14 protein-coding genes are annotated in these 15,755 nt (G+C 57.2%); 7 read left to right on the forward strand and 7 right to left on the reverse strand.

The genetic code is table 11. The features are described 5' to 3' along the window. Positions 1 to 2: 2 nt before the first annotated feature. Positions 3 to 542, forward strand: coding sequence for a D-glycero-beta-D-manno-heptose 1,7-bisphosphate 7-phosphatase (gene gmhB, locus ACEN8R_RS24010; protein ID WP_167331188.1), 540 nt, complete (start codon positions 3 to 5; stop codon positions 540 to 542). An 81-nt stretch (positions 543 to 623) separates the two neighbouring features. Next, complete coding sequence (locus ACEN8R_RS24015; RefSeq protein ID WP_018927315.1) at positions 624 to 1,403, forward strand: lysophospholipid acyltransferase family protein; 780 nt, start codon at positions 624 to 626, stop codon at positions 1,401 to 1,403. Between the two features lie 182 nt (positions 1,404 to 1,585). Here the strand turns inward: ACEN8R_RS24015 and ACEN8R_RS24020 are convergent, their stop codons facing one another. The 3 genes from ACEN8R_RS24020 to ACEN8R_RS24030 all read right to left on the reverse strand — a co-directional run bounded on the left by ACEN8R_RS24020 (position 1,586) and on the right by ACEN8R_RS24030 (position 5,449). Beyond that, positions 1,586 to 3,898 carry a CHASE2 domain-containing protein gene (locus tag ACEN8R_RS24020; protein ID WP_018927316.1) on the reverse strand — a complete coding sequence of 771 codons (2,313 nt, stop codon included), beginning with the start codon at positions 3,896 to 3,898 and terminating at the stop codon, positions 1,586 to 1,588. An 18-nt stretch (positions 3,899 to 3,916) separates the two neighbouring features. Beyond that, positions 3,917 to 4,846 (reverse strand): FecR family protein, encoded by a 930-nt coding sequence (locus ACEN8R_RS24025; protein ID WP_018927317.1) that lies wholly within the window; start codon positions 4,844 to 4,846, stop codon positions 3,917 to 3,919. A 399-nt stretch (positions 4,847 to 5,245) separates the two neighbouring features. Further along, positions 5,246 to 5,449, reverse strand: a complete 204-nt coding sequence (locus ACEN8R_RS24030) for a hypothetical protein (protein ID WP_177325192.1) — start codon at positions 5,447 to 5,449, stop codon at positions 5,246 to 5,248. Positions 5,450 to 5,685: 236 nt separating this feature from the next. Here ACEN8R_RS24030 and ACEN8R_RS24035 point away from each other — a divergent pair, with 236 nt between their 5' ends. Beyond that, a complete protein-coding gene (locus ACEN8R_RS24035) occupies positions 5,686 to 6,405 on the forward strand; it encodes a response regulator transcription factor (RefSeq protein ID WP_026286512.1) in 720 nt (239 codons plus the stop codon). A 79-nt stretch (positions 6,406 to 6,484) separates the two neighbouring features. On the opposite strand, the gene gyrB is transcribed toward ACEN8R_RS24035, so the two are convergent. Genes gyrB through dnaA form a run of 4 tightly spaced genes read right to left on the reverse strand, consistent with a single transcriptional unit; the run spans position 6,485 to position 12,695 of the window. Continuing rightward, positions 6,485 to 8,902, reverse strand: coding sequence for a DNA topoisomerase (ATP-hydrolyzing) subunit B (gene gyrB / locus ACEN8R_RS24040; RefSeq protein WP_007934319.1), 2,418 nt, complete (start codon positions 8,900 to 8,902; stop codon positions 6,485 to 6,487). A 5-nt stretch (positions 8,903 to 8,907) separates the two neighbouring features. Next, the gene (gene recF / locus ACEN8R_RS24045) at positions 8,908 to 10,011 is read right to left on the reverse strand and encodes a DNA replication/repair protein RecF (protein WP_018927321.1); all 1,104 of its coding nucleotides are present in this window, start codon (positions 10,009 to 10,011) and stop codon (positions 8,908 to 8,910) included. Between the two features lie 20 nt (positions 10,012 to 10,031). Continuing rightward, complete coding sequence (gene dnaN / locus ACEN8R_RS24050; RefSeq protein WP_007903001.1) at positions 10,032 to 11,135, reverse strand: DNA polymerase III subunit beta; 1,104 nt, start codon at positions 11,133 to 11,135, stop codon at positions 10,032 to 10,034. Between the two features lie 39 nt (positions 11,136 to 11,174). Further along, complete coding sequence (gene dnaA / locus ACEN8R_RS24055) at positions 11,175 to 12,695, reverse strand: chromosomal replication initiator protein DnaA (RefSeq protein ID WP_007934322.1); 1,521 nt, start codon at positions 12,693 to 12,695, stop codon at positions 11,175 to 11,177. Between the two features lie 568 nt (positions 12,696 to 13,263). Between dnaA and rpmH the strand changes: the two genes are divergently transcribed. From rpmH to yidC, 4 genes are read left to right on the forward strand one after another with little or no spacing between them, the layout of a single operon-like run. Then, complete coding sequence (gene rpmH / locus ACEN8R_RS24060; RefSeq protein ID WP_003213577.1) at positions 13,264 to 13,398, forward strand: 50S ribosomal protein L34; 135 nt, start codon at positions 13,264 to 13,266, stop codon at positions 13,396 to 13,398. 16 nt (positions 13,399 to 13,414) lie between these two features. Next, entirely contained in the window at positions 13,415 to 13,816 is a 402-nt protein-coding gene (gene rnpA, locus ACEN8R_RS24065; protein WP_026286513.1) for a ribonuclease P protein component, read from the forward strand. Continuing rightward, positions 13,809 to 14,054, forward strand: a complete 246-nt coding sequence (gene yidD / locus ACEN8R_RS24070; RefSeq protein ID WP_003213574.1) for a membrane protein insertion efficiency factor YidD — start codon at positions 13,809 to 13,811, stop codon at positions 14,052 to 14,054. Before rnpA ends, yidD begins: the two co-directional genes overlap by 8 nt. A gap of 2 nt (positions 14,055 to 14,056) precedes the next feature. Continuing rightward, positions 14,057 to 15,742 carry a membrane protein insertase YidC gene (gene yidC, locus ACEN8R_RS24075; RefSeq protein ID WP_018927323.1) on the forward strand — a complete coding sequence of 562 codons (1,686 nt, stop codon included), beginning with the start codon at positions 14,057 to 14,059 and terminating at the stop codon, positions 15,740 to 15,742. Positions 15,743 to 15,755: the final 13 nt, after the last annotated feature.

Raw genomic sequence — 15,755 nt, forward strand, 5'->3', positions numbered from 1 at the left:
AGCTGCTGTTGAAACTGCTGATTCTCGATCGGGACGGGGTGATCAATTACGACTCCGACGCGTACATCAAGTCGGTGGAGGAGTGGATTCCACTCCCCGGTTCGATCGAAGCGATCGCGCAGTTGAGCAAGGCCGGCTGGACGGTGGCGGTCGCCACCAACCAGTCGGGCATCGCTCGCGGCTATTACGACATCGCCACCCTGGAGACCATGCACGCTCGCTTGCGCGAGTTGGTGGCAGAGCAGGGCGGCGAAGTCGGTCTGATCGTCTATTGCCCGCACGGGCCAGACGATGGCTGCGATTGCCGCAAGCCAAAACCCGGGATGTTGAAAACCATCGCCGCGCATTACAACGTTTCGCTGACGAATCTATGGTTCGTCGGCGATACTCTCGGTGACCTGGAGGCCGCCAAAGCCGTCGACTGTCAGCCAGTTTTGGTAAAGACCGGGAAAGGCGAAAAGACTCAGGGCAAGACCCTACCGGCAGGCACCTTGATTTTTGACGATCTGGCGGCGATTGCCGCAGAACTTATCCACAACTAAGGCTCTTCTGACATCCTGGCCAAGGACTGATCGGGAGTGCGCTTGAATAGGCGGGCAGTGCCCGCAACGGTAAATGTCGCCATGTCGATACTGCAGGCCATCAGAACTTTCCTCTTTTACCTGCTGCTGGGCACCAGTTCGTTGCTCTGGTGCACCCTGAGCTTTTTTATCGCGCCGTTTCTGCCGTTCAAGGCGCGTTATCGCTTTATCAACGTGTATTGGTGCCGCTGCGCCTTGTGGCTGAGCAAAGTCTTTCTGGGTATTCGCTACGAAGTGAAGGGCGCCGAGAATGTGCCTGAACAGCCCTGCGTGATTCAGTCCAACCACCAGAGCACCTGGGAGACGTTCTTTCTCTCGGCCTACTTCGAACCGTTGAGCCAGGTGCTCAAGCGCGAACTGCTCTACGTGCCGTTCTTCGGCTGGGCCATGGCCATGCTGCGGCCGATCGCCATCGACCGCGACAACCCGAAAGCCGCGCTCAAGCATGTAGCGAAGAAGGGCGATGAACTGCTCAAGGACAATGTCTGGGTGCTGATTTTCCCGGAGGGGACTCGCGTTCCCTACGGCACCATCGGCAAGTTCTCCCGAGGCGGCACCGCGTTGGCCGTCAATGCGTCATTGCCCGTGCTGCCAATTGCACACAATGCCGGCAAGTTCTGGCCAAAAACCGGTTGGGCCAAAAAGCAGGGAGTGATCACCGTGATCATCGGCGCCCCGATGTACGCCGAGGGTAGCGGGCCACGGGCCATCGCCGACCTGAATGACCGGGTACAGGCCTGGAACGAACAGATGCAGCGCGAAATGGGTTCGCTGCCAGCAGCCCCGGCAGCACCGAGTGCGACCGACCAAGTGACTGTCTGAAGTTCTGTGGATAACCTGTGTACCGTTTTGTTGAAAATCGCTGTATTTAGTTTTTAAGCTTTTGATTTTAATACATATTTCTTAAGCAAATAAAACTTCGGAAAACGTGCATAAGTTTTTTTCGGACGTAAAAAAACCGGCTGATATAGCCGGTTTTTTTATGCCTGTAAAAATGATCAGGCTCACTCGCTCAAAAGGGGTAGCTGGACACTGAACGTCGTGCCTTGTCCCACCACGCTATGACAGGAAATCCGCCCGCCATGACGATCCACCACCGCCTTGACCATGGACAACCCCAACCCCAGGCCGTCACTGCCGTGAGCCGATGCAAAGCGTCGATACTGACTGAACAGCTCAGGAAGCTCTTCGACGGCAATCCCTCGGCCCTGGTCGACGATCTCGCACGTTAACCAACCCTCGGTACAACTCACCCGCACGGTGATCCGCGAACCCGCCGGACTGTACTTGATGGCGTTTTCCAGCAGGTTGAACAGTGCCCGTGTCAGTAACGACTGATCGGCCAGGACCAGCGCTTCAGCATCTTCGTCGAGGTCATGCAGCAACTGAATGTTCTTCAGATGAGCGATGCTCGAGGCCTGGTCGAAAGTATCGAGCAGCAACATCGCGAACATGCTCGGCTGAAACTGATAGGCCTCGGATTCAGCCTTTGCCAACTGCACAAAGGCCTCGGTCAGGTTCAGCGCCTTGCGCACTTGTAACTCGATCTGACTGAACACTTGAGTGTCGCCAGACACCTGATGCCGCTGAACGTCGAGCAAAGCCAGAATCGCCGAGTGGGGGGCCCTCAGGTCATGAGACAGAAAACGCAGCAACACGGCCCGCTGCTCCTCGGCGTCCCGTTCGACGCTCAAGTCAGTGAGGCTCAGTAACCAGCCAATCACCGAGTCGCCCTCGGCCGGCAACAGCGGCGCCAGGTCCAGACGCAGGCTGCGTGCCTGAGTGTCACGAAACTCCAGCAGCTCCAGGGTCGACAACGCCGGCAGCGTTCCATCGGACGGCACCGGGTAACCCAACTCGCTCAGTTGCTCGAGCATCTCCTCGCCCACCAGGCTGCTGGAAAATATCTCCCGAGCCTTACGGTTGGCCAACAGAATGCGCCCATTCGGATCGCTGATCAGCGTCGCCACCGGCAAGTACTCAAGGCCATCGGCAATGAAACGCCGGGTGTCACGTGTCCGGCTCATGGCCTGTTCCAGCGCGACGATTTGCCCTTGCAGCACATCGCCAGCCGGGGCCTGGGTCCGGCGGCGTTCGGGAAACACTTTCGGCTCGCTGTCCAGACGCGCCAGTTCCCAGCCGAAATAGGCGAGCACCGCATTCAGCCTTCGCCAATTCCAGATCAGGTAACCCAACAGCATACCCAGCAGACTCGCGGCCGGTGACCACCACCAACCAAGACGCAACAGCAGGCTCGAACCCAGCAGCGCGACCGCCATTGCCCCCAGGGTCAGCCATAACGCGCGACGCGGACGCACCAGCATAAGGCCCAGCAACTCACCGACAATCACCACCGATAACAACGCCGCCAAACGTTCATCGAGAGCCACAATGTTGCGCTGTTGCAGCAACCCATTGAGGATATTTGCCTGAATTTCGATGCCCGGGGTGGTGCCCATGCTCGCCGATTGCGGTGTCACGTAACGGTCCCCCAAACCTGGAGCGGTGGAGCCGATCAGGATCAAGCGATCGCGCAGCAATTCGGGCGGGACTTCACCGCGCAAGACGCTGACGTAGGGCACACTGGGAAAACCCGCATCGGAACGGATGAAAGGAATCCGTATTTTGTGGGCTCGCTGCCAGCCTTGCGTCGACGGCAGGGCCGGGGTCCCGGGCATCGGTACATTCTCCTTGTCGGCAAGGGTCTGTTCGTACAGCAGCCAGGCCAGTTGCGCGCGTGTTTGTTGTGCCGGTCCTTCGCTTAAATACACACTGCGCACGATCCCGTCGGCATCCGCTTGGGCATTGATGTGCCCGATGCCTTTGACGCAATGGCTCAGTGGCGCCACCGGTTCAATTTCCCCCAAAGGCTGTCCATAACGCGCCACGCCTTCACGCAGCAACGGCACGAAGACATTTCCGGCACGGCAGGCCGCCTGGGCCAGAAGCTGATCGTTGCCGGGATGGCTATCGGGCTCGCTGAAAATCACGTCGAACAGAATGCCTTTGGCGTTCGCAGCGCCTAGCCGATCAAGCAACTGCGCGTGCATGGCCCGCGACCAAGGCCATTTGCCTAGCTGCTGCAAGCTGTAGTCATCGATCGTGACGATGAGTATTCGTGGGTCCACCGGCAGCGGGCTCAGCCGACGCAGGTTGTCGTACAGCAGATTGCTCAAGACCAGGCCATGGGTCATGGACAGCACTGCCGTCAGCGGCAACAGGATCAGACTGACCCACAGCCACTCGCGGACCATCCGCCGAAACAGCCGCTGAGCCTGGGTCGGCTCGCGGCCGTCCTTCCTTGGGCGGCCCTTCATCGGTCGTCGGCCAGGGCGCTATTGGACACGCGTGGTCCTGGGGTAATAGAAAATGTCATACACCCCGGTCTCTCCTTCTAGCCCCTGAGCGTCATACGCCGACAGGCGAACATGGTAGAACAACGCTTTCAGCCCGCTGAATTTGACCTCGGGCGTGCTGGAAAATTGCTCTTGCTTGATGTCCAGAAAGGCCGCGTCGGTGGCCACTTGCGCCCGATAACGCGTGGCGCCTTCGATGGGCTTCATGATCAATTGCCAGACAGGCACATTACCCGTTTGACCGGCCTGCCCCAACAAACGTGGGGCAGGTAACAAGTCGATTGGCGTCAACGTGCCTTGTTTCTGAATACGCAAGCCCTGACGGGCCATGACCTGGACTTCATCATCCTCAGGGCCCTGAGTCCGTTTGGCAGTGGAGCGGGCAGAGCGGGGGCGCGACAGTTCCTCATCACGATTGACCGCCACTTGCCCGTTCAGCACTTCCAGTAATGCCTGGCCACCATCATCGTTGCGCACCCGGAAGTGCGTACCCCGTACGCCCAGTACACCGACCGGCGTGACGATCTGAAAACGATCATGGTCGCTGGCACGCTTGATCACATACGACTCGACCTGGCCCTGCTCGAGGATAACCTGAGGGATCGAATGTTCTTCATTGAGGTGTAGCGTGATCTGGGAGCTGGAAGGCAGCACTACCCGTGAGCCATCACCCAGGGAAAGGCTGACAAACGCCGAGGGCGAGGTCTTGACGCCTTCCTGCTCGTCGATCGGCATGCCTTCCTGCAGTGGTGTCTGTTTACCTTTGGCATCCAGCTTCCAGGCTTCGCCAGTCAGATGTTCGACAGTCGCGGGCAGCGGTTGGCCGCGACATTGTTGATTATCATCGATATAAGGCAGACGTTTTGCCGAGGCGGCAGCCGCCGATGCACTCTGGGTGAACAATTCCATCAACCCGGCAACCAGTAAAAGACAAACGCCAGAACGGCGTGGGAGCAATAAGGTCATGAGGTTCATGGATTGGCTTTTATGCTCTTATACAAATCATGCCGGGAAACGCCCGCGCTGACGCACGATACCTGACCGGATGCTCTGGCAGATAGCCATGGGTGCAAAGGAAAGGAAATGACACATCCCTGTGTCGGAACCGAGCAGGCACTCCATGTGTTTTTCCCCTGAACTGCAGACCCGCCGAAAACCGGCGATCGACGGTCCTGCAGTTTGGCATTGACGCTCCCTGCGTCGGAGCACATCCCAATGCCCCTGTGCCGCTCAGCGAAAACGAATTTACCGGCATAAGCGACCTTGCGCGGTCATTCTCAATATTTGTTCAGAATTGACTGAAGGCGCCTAAAACACCCAACGTTGTTGCGCCGAACGAATGTCGAGCTGGGCGGCTTCCACCTGTGCGGAGTGCACCGGGGCAAAGCCTGGCGAGTCGCCCATCACCGTGTTCGTCTCTGCCGGGCCGAAGTAATGCGGTGCAACATTCTGCTCGATGACAGATATTGACTGGACCGTGGTGCATCCCAATCCGAGACCCGCGGCCAACATCAACGCTGTTAATCTTGTAAACCCGTTAAAGATAATCTTTAGACGCATTTTTTCCCACAGTCCCTCTGGAGCATTCTGCCGATAATTCATCGCCTACCGGCTAAGTGATATCAGCGTATCCACACTTGGGAAGTTCACAGCAATTCGCCACAATTGTTCAGATTCAACCAATCAGCCTAAACTCCCGCAGGAATTTTCTTAACCGTTGCACTTACGAGATGAAGGAAGCACTCGGCATGCGTGTCGCAATACTGGATGACGAACCCGCCGAACTCCGCCGGGTGGAACAGACACTGCGACAGATCCCCGTCACGGGGGAGCAGACGTGGACGTTGCACAGTTTCGAGCGGGGAGAGGACCTGTTACGGCAACTTCGCCGGGAAACTTTCGATCTGCTGATCCTCGACTGGCAATTGCCCGACATCAGCGGTCTGTCGTTGTTGCGCTGGACCCGGGAACACATGGACTCACCACCGGCCGCGATCATGCTCACCAGTCGCGATACCGAAAGCGATATCGTCCAGGCCTTGAACGCCGGAGCCGACGATTACGTGAGCAAACCGTTCCGTCCTAATGAGCTGATGGCTCGGGTGAGCGCCGTACTTCGTCGGCATGGACTGCAACGCGCGGCAGCCACCGAAATACTCACATTCAATGACCTCGAATTCGACGACGCCGAACTCACTGTCACCCGTGCCTCCACCCCCATCAGCCTGACCGAACGGGAATACCGTCTCGCCCGCTGCCTGTTCGCCAATCTGGGCCGACCTTTGTCCCGTGAATACTTGTATGAGCGCTTTTGGACCCATGAAGAAATCGTGTCCTCCCGGCCTCTGGATACTCATATTTATCGCCTGCGCAACAAGCTGGGTCTGACGGCTGATCGCGGTTGGCAACTGCTGACGATTTACGGGTATGGGTATCGGCTTGAGAGCGTAGCGACTGCCAGCGAGTGAACAGCTGTTACATTCCTTCGATCAATAAAAAAGGCCAACGCATAGCGTTGGCCTTTTTTGTTTTAGCGGTCCTGCCGGATCAGAAGTCCAGGTTGGACACCGCCAAGGCGTTGCTTTCGATGAAGTCACGGCGAGGTTCGACCGCATCACCCATCAGGGTGTTGAAGATCTGGTCGGCGCCGATGGCGTCTTCGATGGTCACTTTGAGCATGCGGCGCGAGCCCGGATCCATGGTGGTTTCCCACAGCTGATCAGGGTTCATCTCACCCAGACCTTTGTATCGCTGGATGGTATGACGCTTGGTGCTTTCGGCCATCAACCATTCAAGGGCTTCCTTGAATTCGGTGACGGCTTTCTTGCGTTCGCCACGCTGGATATAAGCGCCATCGTCCAACAGGGTGCTCAGTTGAGCGCCCAGGGAAACGACGGTCTTGTAATCGTTGCTGCCGAAGAAGTCGCGGTTGAAGGTGACGTAGTTCGACAGGCCGTGGGAGATCAGTTCGACCTCTGGCAGCCAGACGTTACGTTCACGGTCTTCGCGCAGGCTGGCCTTGTAGACCAGGCCGGACTTCTCGACGGTGCGCAGGCGAACTTCGTACTGAGCCAGCCAATCCTGCATCGCTGCGTGATCGGACAGTTGCTCCATGCTCACGGCTGGCAGGTAGATGAAGTGCTCGGTCAGTTCCTGCGGGTACAGGCGCGACAGGCGCTTGAGGGTCTTCATCACCAGACGGAAGTCATTCACCAGACGCTCGAGAGCTTCACCGGAGATACCCGGGGCTTCTTCGTTCAGGTGCAGGCTCGCATCTTCCAGGGCCGACTGCGTCATGTACTCTTCCATGGCGTCGTCGTCTTTGATGTATTGCTCTTGCTTGCCTTTCTTCACTTTGTACAGCGGCGGCTGAGCGATGTAGATGTAGCCACGCTCGATCAGCTCCGGCAGCTGACGGAAGAAGAAGGTTAGCAGCAGGGTACGGATGTGCGAACCGTCGACGTCAGCATCGGTCATGATGATGATGTTGTGATAACGCAGCTTGTCGATGTTGTACTCGTCGCGACCGATGCCGCAGCCTAGCGCGGTGATCAAGGTACCCACTTCTTGCGAAGAGATCATCTTGTCGAAGCGCGCCTTCTCGACGTTCAGGATCTTGCCCTTCAATGGCAGGATGGCCTGGGTCTTGCGGTTACGACCCTGCTTGGCGGAGCCGCCAGCAGAGTCACCTTCCACGAGGTACAGTTCGGAAAGGGCAGGGTCTTTTTCCTGGCAGTCCGCCAGTTTGCCCGGCAGGCCGGCGATGTCCAGCGCGCCTTTACGACGGGTCATCTCACGGGCTTTACGCGCCGCTTCACGAGCACGCGCCGCGTCGATCATCTTGCCGACGACCAGCTTGGCTTCGTTCGGGTTTTCCAGCAGGAAGTCGGAGAAGTACTTGCCCATTTCCTGTTCGACCGCGGTCTTCACTTCGGAAGACACCAGCTTGTCTTTAGTCTGGGAGCTGAACTTCGGATCCGGCACTTTCACCGAAATGATCGCCGTCAGGCCTTCGCGGGCATCGTCACCGGTGGTGGCGACTTTGTGCTTCTTCGCCAGGCCTTCAGCTTCGATGTAGGTGTTCAGGTTACGCGTCAGTGCCGAACGGAAACCCACCAGGTGAGTACCGCCATCGCGCTGTGGAATGTTGTTGGTGAAGCACAACAGGTTCTCGTTGAAGCTGTCGTTCCACTGCAGGGCGATTTCCACGCCGATGCCGTCTTCACGCTGGATGTTGAAGTGGAACACCTGGTTGACCGCAGTCTTGTTGGTGTTCAGGTATTCAACGAATGCACGCAGACCACCTTCGTACTTGAACAACTCTTCCTTGCCGCTGCGCTCGTCCTTGAGGACGATGCCGACACCGGAGTTGAGGAAGGATAGTTCGCGAATCCGCTTGGCCAGGATGTCCCAGCTGAAGTGGATATTCTTGAAGGTGTCAGCCGAAGGCTTGAAGTGAATCTGGGTACCGGTGGATTCGCTGTCGCCAACGATTTTCATCGGTTCTTGCGGAACACCGTGGACGTAGGTCTGTTCCCAGATCTTGCCGCTGCGGCGAACGGTCAGGACCAGTTCTTCGGACAGGGCGTTAACCACCGATACACCTACACCGTGCAGACCACCGGAAACCTTGTAGGAGTTGTCGTCGAACTTACCGCCGGCGTGCAGCACGGTCATGATGACCTCGGCCGCCGAAACGCCTTCTTCTTTATGCACGTCTACCGGGATGCCACGACCGTTGTCGCGAACAGTGATGGATTCATCCGGGTGGATGATGATGCTGATGTCGTCGCAGTGGCCGGCCAAAGCTTCGTCGATCGAGTTATCGACCACCTCGAACACCATGTGGTGCAGACCGCTGCCATCGTCGGTGTCACCAATGTACATACCGGGACGTTTGCGTACGGCATCCAGGCCTTTCAGCACTTTAATGCTCGTTGAGTCGTACGTATTTTCTTCGCTCAATGCCTTCACTCCCGATGGTCGTGGGTCTGGGTGATACGGCCCTGTTCCACGTGGAACAAAGCGACTGGCGTTTCCGTCTGCCAGCCTTCCCTCAATAATTCGTGATCTACACAGGTGATAAAGACCTGGCAGCGTAAGTCTTCCAACAAGCGGCAAAGCGCGCGACGGTGGTGCTCGTCCAGTTCGGACGGCAGGTCATCCACCAGATAAATACACTGGCCGCGTCGGGCCTGGCTGACCAAGTGCCCTTGGGCAATCCGCAATGCACAGACCACCAACTTCTGCTGACCACGGGACAAAATGTCCGCGGCGTTATGTGCGCCTAATCGGAGACGCAAATCAGCCCGTTGTGGTCCGGCCTGGGTATGACCCATTTGCTGATCCCGCTGAAGGGATCCAGCGAGCACCGCACTCAACTCACGGTCTTTGTCCCAGCCTCGGTAATAGCTGAGCGTCAAGCCCTCAAGCTCAACCAGTTCGCTCAAGGTCTGTTCAAAGACTGGTTTCAAGGCTTTGATGTAAGCGCGGCGGTATTCATCTATTTCATCGCTGGCCTGGCACAGTTCCCTGTCCCAAACCGCTTGCGAAACGGCGTCAAGTGTACCATGCCGCAGCCAAGAGTTTCTCTGGCGCAAGGCCTTCTGCAAGCGCTGCCACGTAGACATGAATCGCGGTTCCACGTGGAACACACCCCAGTCGAGAAACTGCCGGCGAATCTTCGGCGCGCCTTCCAGCAGGCGGAAGCTGTCCGGGTTGATCAACTGCAGCGGCAGGATCTCCGCCAGTTGTGCCGCACTACGGGCGTTTTGCCCGTCGATGCGGATCTGGAACTCTCCCTGACGATCGCGAGATATCCCCAATGCGCTGTGCCCGCCCTCGGCCAACTCGACCTGGCCAAATACCGTGCACGCCAATTGCTCGTACTGAATGACCGGCAACAGCCGGGTGCTACGAAACGAACGGGCAAGCCCCAGCAGATGAATGGCTTCCAGAACACTGGTTTTGCCGCTGCCGTTGGCGCCGTAAAGAATGTTGATTCGGGGGGAGGGGGAGAAGGTCACCGGGTGCAGATTGCGCACCGCGGTGACCGAGACGCGACTTAAGGACATCTAGCTTCTGCTGAGCATGATTACAGACGCATCGGCATGACAACGTAAGCCGAGTCGTCGTTGTCGGACTCTTGCACCAGCGCACTGCTGTTGGAGTCCGACAGGATCAGGCGAACCTGCTCGGTGGTCATCACGCCCAATACGTCGAGCAGATAGCTCACGTTGAAGCCGATTTCCAGAGAGCCGCCGTTGTACTCAACGCCCACTTCTTCTTCCGCTTCCTCTTGCTCCGGGTTGTTCGCCTGGATCTTCAGCTGACCGTTGGCCAGTTGCAGACGGATGCCGCGGTACTTCTCGTTGGACAGAATCGCGGTACGGCTGAACGCTTCACGCAGGGCCTGGCGATCGCCGAGTACCAGCTTGTCACCACCTTTAGGCAGAACACGCTCGTAGTCAGGGAATTTACCGTCGACCAGTTTCGAGGTAAAGGTGAACTCGCCGGTGGTGGCACGGATGTGGTGCTGGCCCAGCACGATGCTGACGTTGCCGTCCGGTTCGGTCAGCAGACGTGCCAGTTCCAGGATACCTTTGCGTGGCACGATGACCTGATGACGATCCGGCTGACCGATATCGGCCTGCATCGAGCACATGGCCAGACGGTGACCGTCGGTCGCCACGGCGCGGATGATCCCGGCCGAGACTTCCAGCAGCATGCCGTTGAGGTAATAACGCACGTCCTGCTGCGCCATGGCGAAGCTGGTGCGTTCGATCAGGCGACGCAGTTTGCTTTGCTCAAGGCTGCAGGTCAGCGAACCCGGGCCTTCTTCCACCGTCGGGAAGTCGTTGGCCGGCAGGGTCGACAGGGTGAAGCGGCTACGGCCGGCCTTCACCACGAGCTTCTGCTCATCGACCTTGATGTCGATCAGCGCGTCGTTTGGCAGGCTCTTGCAGATGTCCATCAGCTTGCGCGCAGGCACAGTGATGGAGCCCGGGTCTGCAGGCTCTTCGAGTTGCACACGACCGACCAGCTCGACTTCCAGGTCGGTACCGGTCAGCGACAGTTGCTGGCCTTCGACAACCAGCAGCACGTTGGAAAGCACCGGCAAGGTCTGTCGGCGCTCGACGACGCCTGCGACCAGTTGCAGGGGTTTCAACAGGGCTTCGCGTTGAATGGTGAAATGCATGGTCTAGTCCCTTGCCTTAATAAGCTGCGCTGGTGTTCATCAAGTGGTCAGTGTACGCAGCAGGTTCTTGTAGTCCTCGCGGATGTCCGCGTCGGATTCCTTAAGCTCGTTGATCTTGCGGCAGGCGTGCAAAACAGTCGTGTGGTCGCGGCCGCCAAACACATCGCCGATTTCCGGCAGGCTGTGGTTGGTCAATTCCTTGGACAACGCCATAGCGACCTGACGCGGACGTGCTACCGAGCGTGAACGACGCTTGGACAGCAGGTCGGAGATCTTGATCTTGTAATACTCAGCGACGGTGCGCTGAATGTTATCCACAGAGACCAGTTTATCTTGCAACGCCAACAAGTCTTTCAGGGATTCGCGAATCAACTCGATGGTGATGTCGCGCCCCATAAAGTGCGAGTGGGCGATCACGCGTTTGAGCGCGCCTTCCAGCTCACGGACGTTGGAGCGAATACGCTGGGCGATGAAGAATGCCGCGTCGTGTGGCAGATCGACTTTGGCCTGGTCGGCCTTTTTCATCAGGATCGCTACACGGGTTTCCAGCTCCGGCGGCTCGACGGCAACCGTCAGGCCCCAGCCAAAGCGGGATTTAAGGCGTTCTTCAAGGCCTTCAATTTCTTTCGGATAGCGGTCACTGGTGAGAATGACCTGCTGGCCACCTTCGAGCAGGGCGTTGAAGGTGTGGAAAAACTCTTCCTGCGAACGTTCCTTGCGAGCGAAGAACTGAATGTCATCGATCAGCAACGCATCCACCGAACGGTAGAAGCGCTTGAACTCGTTGATCGCGTTCAACTGCAGCGCCTTGACCATGTCGGCCACGAAACGCTCCGAATGCAGGTACACGACCTTGGCATTCGGGTTCTTCTTTAATAGGTGGTTACCCACAGCGTGCATCAAGTGGGTTTTACCCAAACCGACGCCACCATAAAGGAAGAGCGGGTTGTAACCGTGCTTGGGGTTGTCCGCCACCTGCCAGGCCGCAGCCCGTGCCAGTTGGTTGGACTTACCTTCGACGAAGTTCTCGAAGGTGAAAGTGCGGTTCAGGTAGCTGGTGTGCTTGAGCGCACCTTCGACCTGCACCGTGCGCTGCTCGGAACGAACCGGGGCCTGTTGCGAACTGGCGCCGGCCATAGGGTCGAAGCTGTCGCGGGACGGCTCTTCACTGACCTCGGCAACTTTTTGCGTCGAACGCTTGGTCGGTGCCGCCGCCGGAGCAGGGGCTGGAGCGCTGACCGGTGCGGCCGCCGCCTGAGCCTGGGACGCCGCAGCGGCCAACGGGGCATTGGGTGCCGCACGCGGTGCCGAACTGCGTTTGCTGCCTATTAATAAGGAAAGCGCCGGCGCCATGCCATTGCCATGCTCATCCAGCAGTTCAAGGACGCGGCCCAGGTACTTTTCGTTGACCCAGTCGAGAACAAAACGATTCGGTGCGTAGACACGCAACTCGTCGCCTTCGGCTTCGACCTGTAGCGGGCGGATCCAAGTGTTGAATTGTTGGGCAGGCAGCTCATCGCGCAAAAGCTCCACGCACTGCTGCCAAAGTTCCACTGACACGGATATCCCCTAAGTTGAAAGCCGGTGAGGCAAAAACAAGCGGTCATTGTAGCGGCCAGACGCCCACTTATCCACATGCAGGTTGCGCACAGGGCATGAATTATCAACGCGTTAACCCTCAAAAAGAAGACCAACGGTATGTGCATAAGCTCTGTGGATAACCGCCCATGAGGGCACTGGACAAGTGGGGGCGAAACTCGGTGGATAACCTGCCTGTGGATAACTGACCTTTCCACACACAGCTTATCCGATAGCGCAGCACAGGCTGATCACCGTTTTCCACTGTAGTTGTCATTCTCTGTACATCACGGTTTTTAAGGGCTTAAGGCAGTTATCCACAGATGATCGCGTGCCTAGCTTTTACAAGCTTTACAGAAAAGCTTTAAATAATTCCCTTCTTTATTTCTATATCTAGCGAACGACCTGCGGACGAGCAAATCCTCTGGAGATCTATTTATAAGGAAACGTTGGTTGGAAATTGACCTAGAGGCTTGCTTTCTCTAGAATCCCCGGTCTCTTAAAACGGGGGCCATTCCGGCCCGTTGTGGACGAACCAGGTAACACGACAATGAAACGTACTTTCCAACCAAGCACTATCAAACGCGCTCGTACCCACGGTTTCCGTGCTCGCATGGCTACCAAGAACGGTCGTGCCGTCCTGTCGCGTCGTCGCGCCAAAGGTCGTGCGCGTCTGGCAGTTTGATAATCCGGCACTGGAGGTGAGTCAGGACTTCAGTCGGGATAAGCGTCTGCTTACTCCCCGGCATTTCAAGGCAGTCTTTGACTCCCCTACCGGCAAGGTTCCGGGGAAAAATCTCCTGCTCCTTGCGCGCAATAACGATCTTGATCACCCCCGTCTCGGGCTGGTTATCGGGAAAAAGAGCGTAAAGCTCTCCGTCGAGCGCAATCGCCTCAAACGTCTGATGCGCGAATCGTTTCGCCTGAACCAGGATTCACTGGTCGGTTGGGACATTGTTATCGTCGCGCGCAAAGGTTTGGGTGACGTAGAAAACCCCGAATTGATTCAGCATTTCGGCAAACTCTGGAAACGTCTGGCACGCAGCAAGCCGGTACCAGCAGTCAAAGCCGAAACTGTAGGGGTAGACAGTCCCGATGCGTAAACTGGCACTCGTTCCGATCCAGTTTTATCGCTATGCCATTAGTCCCCTGATGGCCAATCACTGTCGTTTCTACCCCAGTTGTTCCTGCTACGCGTTAGAAGCCATAGAAAATCATGGCCTTCTGCGCGGTGGCTGGCTGACCTTTCGTCGTTTAGGTCGCTGTCATCCGTGGAATCCCGGTGGTTATGACCCGGTTCCACCTATCCCTACCTCCCGTTCTTCTTCGATGGCCGAGTAATCATGGATATCAAACGCACGATCCTGATCGTCGCCCTGGCAATCGTGTCCTACGTTATGGTTCTTAAATGGAACCAGGACTATGGCCAGGCTGCCCTGCCGACTCAGAATGTTGCTTCCAGTACTACCGCACCGGGTCTACCGGATACGGCGACTGGCAATAATGCTTCCGCCAGTGACGACATCCCGCGCGCCGCAAGCGATACCAGTGCAACTGCACCTGCTGAAACGCCAGTGGCTGCAAGCAAAGACCTCATCCAGATCAAAACGGATGTGCTCAACCTGGCCATCGATCCACAAGGTGGCGATGTTGCCCAGTTGACGCTGCCGCTGTATCCACGTCGCCAGGACCATCCGGAAATTCCATTCCAGTTGTTCGATAACGGCAACGAGCGGACTTATCTGGCTCAGAGCGGCCTGATCGGCACCAACGGTCCGGACGCAAGTCCTGCCGGTCGTCCGGTTTACTCCTCCGAGAAGAAGATTTATCAACTGGCTGACGGTCAGGACCAATTGGTCGTGGACCTGAAGTTCAGCAAGGACGGCGTCAACTACATCAAGCGTTTCACCCTGAAACGTGGCCTGTATGACGTAACCGTTTCCTACCTGATCGACAACCAGAGCGCTCAGCCCTGGTCCGGTGCAATGTTCGCGCAACTGAAGCGTGACGCCAGTTCCGATCCTTCTTCCAGCACTGCCACCGGCACCGCGACTTACCTGGGCGCCGCCCTGTGGACAAGTAACGAGCCGTACAAGAAAGTGTCGATGAAGGACATGGACAAGGCTCAGCTGAAAGAAACCGTCAGCGGTGGCTGGGTTGCTTGGTTGCAGCACTATTTCGTGACCGCATGGATTCCGGCCAAGGGCGAAAACAACGTCGTCCAGACCCGTAAAGACAGCAAAGGCAACTACATCATCGGCTACACCGGTCCTTCGCTGACTGCTGCGCCAGGTGCCAAAGTTGAAACCAGCGCCGTTCTGTACGCAGGTCCAAAAAGCCAGGCTGTGCTGAAACAGTTATCCCCAGGTCTGGAACTGACCGTCGACTACGGCATTCTGTGGTTCATTGCCCAGCCAATCTTCTGGTTGCTGCAACATATCCACGCACTGGTTGGTAACTGGGGCTTCTCGATCATCTTCCTGACCATGCTGATCAAGGGGATTTTCTTCCCGCTGTCGGCCGCCAGCTACAAATCCATGGCGCGCATGCGTGCAGTGGCACCGAAACTGGCCGCGCTGAAAGAGCAACATGGCGAAGACCGGCAGAAAATGTCGCAAGCCATGATGGAGCTGTACAAGAAAGAGAAGATCAATCCACTGGGTGGCTGCTTGCCAATCCTGGTGCAGATGCCGGTTTTCCTTTCGCTGTACTGGGTTCTGCTGGAAAGCGTGGAAATGCGCCAGGCGCCATTCATGCTGTGGATTACTGACCTGTCGATCAAGGATCCGTTCTTCATTCTGCCGATCATCATGGGCGCAACCATGTTCATCCAGCAGCAGTTGAACCCGACGCCTCCGGATCCAATGCAGGCCAAGGTGATGAAGCTGATGCCAATCATCTTCACCTTCTTCTTCCTGTGGTTCCCGGCCGGTCTGGTACTGTACTGGGTAGTGAACAACTGCCTGTCGATCGCCCAACAGTGGTACATCACTCGTAAGATCGAAGCGGCTACCAAAGCAGCTGCCTGATTTACACTGTGGA

It is taken from the genome of Pseudomonas sp. Pseusp15 (assembly GCF_059492165.1).

Excerpts from the sequence above, each read along its gene's own strand:
- ACEN8R_RS24030 (WP_177325192.1), bottom strand. The coding sequence starts at position 5,449 with ATGTTGGCCGCGGGTCTCGGATTGGGATGCACCACGGTCCAGTCAATA.
- ACEN8R_RS24020 (WP_018927316.1), bottom strand. The coding sequence starts at position 3,898 with ATGAAGGGCCGCCCAAGGAAGGACGGCCGCGAGCCGACCCAGGCTCAG.
- dnaN (WP_007903001.1), bottom strand. The coding sequence starts at position 11,135 with ATGCATTTCACCATTCAACGCGAAGCCCTGTTGAAACCCCTGCAACTG.
- yidD (WP_003213574.1), top strand. The coding sequence starts at position 13,809 with ATGCGTAAACTGGCACTCGTTCCGATCCAGTTTTATCGCTATGCCATT.
- yidC (WP_018927323.1), top strand. The coding sequence starts at position 14,057 with ATGGATATCAAACGCACGATCCTGATCGTCGCCCTGGCAATCGTGTCC.
- ACEN8R_RS24035 (WP_026286512.1), top strand. The coding sequence starts at position 5,686 with ATGCGTGTCGCAATACTGGATGACGAACCCGCCGAACTCCGCCGGGTG.
- rpmH (WP_003213577.1), top strand. The coding sequence starts at position 13,264 with ATGAAACGTACTTTCCAACCAAGCACTATCAAACGCGCTCGTACCCAC.
- ACEN8R_RS24015 (WP_018927315.1), top strand. The coding sequence starts at position 624 with ATGTCGATACTGCAGGCCATCAGAACTTTCCTCTTTTACCTGCTGCTG.
- ACEN8R_RS24025 (WP_018927317.1), bottom strand. The coding sequence starts at position 4,846 with ATGGAATTGTTCACCCAGAGTGCATCGGCGGCTGCCGCCTCGGCAAAA.
- recF (WP_018927321.1), bottom strand. The coding sequence starts at position 10,011 with ATGTCCTTAAGTCGCGTCTCGGTCACCGCGGTGCGCAATCTGCACCCG.